Raw genomic sequence first — 3,616 nt, 5'->3', positions numbered from 1 at the left:
GTGCCGAGCCGTGCTCGGCAGGAGCTTTCCCGGTAGAGCCTCAGCCGAGCATGGCTCGGCACTACAGTCGCCAGGCCTGGACTCCATCAGCCGGCCAAACGCCCCCCTCCCCAGCCCTCCCCTTCGCTACGCGAAAGGGAGGGGCAAAACAAAAGCCCGGACGGTTTCCCGTCCGGGCTTCCTTATCAGCAACGCAACCCGGACTTACTTCGAGGCGGCGTCCATCTCCTTCAGCAGCTGCGGCGCCGGCGCCACTTCCTGCATGATCCAGCGCATGTAACGCTCGTCGACCGAGATCATGCGGGTCATCACCGGGTCGAACACCCAGTTGCTGGCAACCGATTCCCAGATGCCGTCAAACGCCAGGCCAACCAGGCGGCCGTGCGCGTCCAGTACCGGCGAGCCGGAATTGCCGCCGGTGATGTCCAGGTCGGAGAGGAAGTTCACCGGCACGCTGCCGATGCGCTTGTCCTCGAAGCCGCCGTAACGCTTGGCCTTGACCGCATCGATCAGCGCCTGCGGCGAGTCGAACGGGTCCTTGCCGGTTTCCTTGCCGACGATGCCTTCCAGGTCGGTGAAGGCTTCCTGCACCTTGCCGTCCAGGCCGGTGTAGCCCTTCACGTTGCCGAAGGTGATACGCAGCGACAGGTTGGCATCCGGGTAGACGAACTCACCCTTGGTCTTCTTGTAGTCGGCAATGGCCTGCAGGAACAGCGGACGTGCCACCAGCTCCTCGCCCATGCGCAGCTTGCGCTGGTGTTCCAGCTCCAGCAGTGCCGGCATCACTGCCACGGCGTACTGGATGGCCGGGTCGTTGCTCGCTTCGAACGCGGCCTTGTCGGCACCGAACCACTTCAGGCGCTCATCCAGGCTGCCGAGCTTGGAGCCGTCCAGACGCGCGACCGTAGCCTCGACCGCCTTGGCATCCACGCCGCCGATCCACTTGTCGAACGCGGACAGGTGCTGGCCGGCCGGCAGCTGCACGTACTGCTGCAGCCAGTACTGCTGGAACTGACGGTCCATGGCCGGCACATAGCGGCGGTCCATCTGCTTCAGGCCGCCTTCGATGGTCGGCAGATCGCGCTCCTGGTACCCCTCTTCGCGCTGCGCGTCCGGCTTGGCCTTTTCAATGGCCAGGCGGTACAGGCGCACGGCGGTGCCCAGGGTGCCGGTGCGGTTGAGCATGGCCAGATTCAGGTCACGCGCCTGATTGGCGCGCGACTGCTGGCCCAGCGTCTGCAGCTGTGCGAACGCATCCAGCGCCGGCTTGCCGGCAGCGCCCTGGCCACGCAGCCATTCCAGCACCGCGGTTTCCGCAGCCTGCTTCTGGCCCAGCACGTTGTTGCGCTTGAAGCCGTCCAGCTGGCCGTCGTAGTTCTTGCTGGTGTTGTTCCAGCTGGCCATGTTGGACGCGTACTTGACCGCGATGTCGGGGTTGTCCTTGCTGGCCGCTTCGACCATCGCGATCTGGTCCTTGTAGGCCTTGGCGATCGACGGGTAGGTCCAGGTGGCGGTGTTCTCGAACTCGCTGACCAGCGCATAGCGATCGGTACGGCCCGGGTAACCGGCCACCATCACGAAGTCACCCTCGCCCAGCGGCTGGTTGGCCAGCTTCAGCCAATGCTTGGGCTGGTACGGCACGTTGTCGGCGGCGAAAGCGGCCGGCTTGCCGTCCTTGCCGACATAGGCGCGGTAGAACGAGAAATCGCCGGTGTGGCGCGGCCACATCCAGTTGTCGACGTCACCGCCGAACTTGCCGACGCTGCCCGGCGGCGCATAGGCCAGGCGCACGTCCTTGATTTCCATGTTCTTGAACAGGCGGTAGGTGTTGCCGCCGGAGAAGCTGTACAGGGTGCAGCTGTAGGCGTCATCGGTTTCGCAGGCGGCGATGGCCTGCTTCTCGAAGGCTTCCAGTGCCTGGGTGCGCTTGAGCGGGTCGTTGCCGGCGCCAGCGATGGCGGCCTTGGCCTGTGCGGTGACATCGGTGATGTCGTCCAGCACGTAGATGCGGGCATTCGGGCCGGCACTCAGTTCGTCTTTCTGGGTCGGCGCGTTGAAGCCGTCCTTGATCAGGTTCTTCTCGGCGGTGGAGTTCAGCTGGATCGAACCGTAGGCGCAATGGTGGTTGGTCACCACCAGGCCCTGCGGCGAAACGAAGCTGGCGGTGCAGCCACCCAGCGCAACCACCGCGCCCATCGGGTCGCCGGTCAGGTTGGCCAGCTGCTGCGGGTCCAGCTTCAGGCCAGCCTGCTTCAGCGGGCCGGCAATTTCCGGCAGCTGCTGCGGCACCCACATGCCTTCGGCGGCGTGTGCGGTCTGCGCCAGGCCCAGGCCAGCAACGATGGAAAACGCAAGGAAATTCACGCGCATTACGCACATCCGAAAGTTTGGAAGGGCCGATTGTAGCTGTTGTAACCGTCCGCCTCCCCTGCCATCGGTCAGTACGGGGCGGTTACGGCTGAAAGCTTATAATCGCCCTCTTTCCTCACACTGCGGTCTCCTGCAATGGCACAGACGATGAAGGCGCTGGTAAAGCGCGAAGCGACCAAGGGCATCTGGATGGAAGAGGTGCCGGTGCCTACGCCGGGCCCGAACCAGGTGCTGATCAAGCTGGAAAAGACCGCCATCTGTGGCACCGACCTGCACATCTACCTGTGGGACGAGTGGAGCCAGCGCACGATCAAGCCGGGCCTGACCATCGGCCATGAGTTCGTCGGCCGCATCGCCGAGATCGGCCCGGGCGTGACCGGCTATGAAGTCGGCCAGCGCGTCTCGGCCGAAGGCCATATCGTCTGCGGCCACTGCCGCAACTGCCGCGGCGGCCGCCAGCACCTGTGCCCGAACACCGTTGGCATCGGCGTCAACGTCAACGGCGCCTTCGCCGAATACATGGTGATGCCGGCCACCAACCTGTGGCCGATCCCGGACCAGATCCCGTCCGAGCTGGCCGCATTCTTCGACCCCTACGGCAACGCCGCGCATTGCGCGCTGGAGTTCGACGTGATCGGCGAAGACGTGCTGATCACCGGCGCCGGCCCGATCGGCATCATTGCCGCCGGCATCTGCAAGCACATCGGTGCGCGCAACGTGGTGGTCACCGACGTCAATGATTTCCGCCTGAAGCTGGCCGCCGACATGGGTGCCACGCGCGTGGTCAACGTCGCCAACCAGTCGCTGAAGGACGTGATGGCCGAGCTGCACATGGAAGGCTTCGACGTGGGCCTGGAAATGAGTGGCAACCCGCGCGCTTTCAACGACATGCTCGACTGCATGTACCACGGCGGCAAGATCGCCATGCTCGGCATCATGCCCAAGGGCGCCGGCTGCGACTGGGACAAGATCATCTTCAAGGGCCTGACCGTGCAGGGCATCTACGGCCGCAAGATGTACGAGACCTGGTACAAGATGACCCAGCTGGTGCTGGGCGGCTTCCCGCTGGGCAAGGTGATGACCCACCAGCTGCCGGTGGACCGTTTCCAGGAAGGTTTCGACCTGATGGAACAGGGCAAGGCCGGCAAGGTCGTGCTGAGCTGGAATTGAGCCCAGGCGGAATCGGTAGTGCCGACCCATGGTCGGCATTGGCGTCACCGGTAATGCCCGTTGCCGACCATGGGTC

2 protein-coding genes are annotated in these 3,616 nt (G+C 64.6%); one reads left to right on the top strand and one right to left on the bottom strand.

Going from position 1 to position 3,616, the window contains the following annotated elements; genetic code table 11:
- Positions 1-204: 204 nt before the first annotated feature.
- Entirely contained in the window at positions 205-2,370 is a 2,166-nt protein-coding gene (locus QMX78_RS20755) for a S46 family peptidase (protein ID WP_282273217.1), read from the bottom strand.
- A 135-nt stretch (positions 2,371-2,505) separates the two neighbouring features.
- Between QMX78_RS20755 and tdh the strand changes: the two genes are divergently transcribed.
- Complete coding sequence (gene tdh, locus QMX78_RS20750; protein ID WP_282273214.1) at positions 2,506-3,540, top strand: L-threonine 3-dehydrogenase; 1,035 nt, start codon at positions 2,506-2,508, stop codon at positions 3,538-3,540.
- Positions 3,541-3,616 lie beyond the last annotated feature (76 nt).

The organism is Stenotrophomonas sp. PS02298, assembly GCF_029959445.1.
Classification (GTDB): domain Bacteria; phylum Pseudomonadota; class Gammaproteobacteria; order Xanthomonadales; family Xanthomonadaceae; genus Stenotrophomonas.
Note: the sequence above shows the minus strand (reverse complement) of the source record. Positions and strands in the feature narration are given on the sequence as shown.

What these genes read in the sequence shown, in the direction of transcription:
- QMX78_RS20755 (WP_282273217.1), bottom strand. Translation starts at nt 2,370, where the DNA reads ATGCGCGTGAATTTCCTTGCGTTTTCCATCGTTGCTGGCCTGGGCCTG.
- tdh (WP_282273214.1), top strand. Translation starts at nt 2,506, where the DNA reads ATGGCACAGACGATGAAGGCGCTGGTAAAGCGCGAAGCGACCAAGGGC.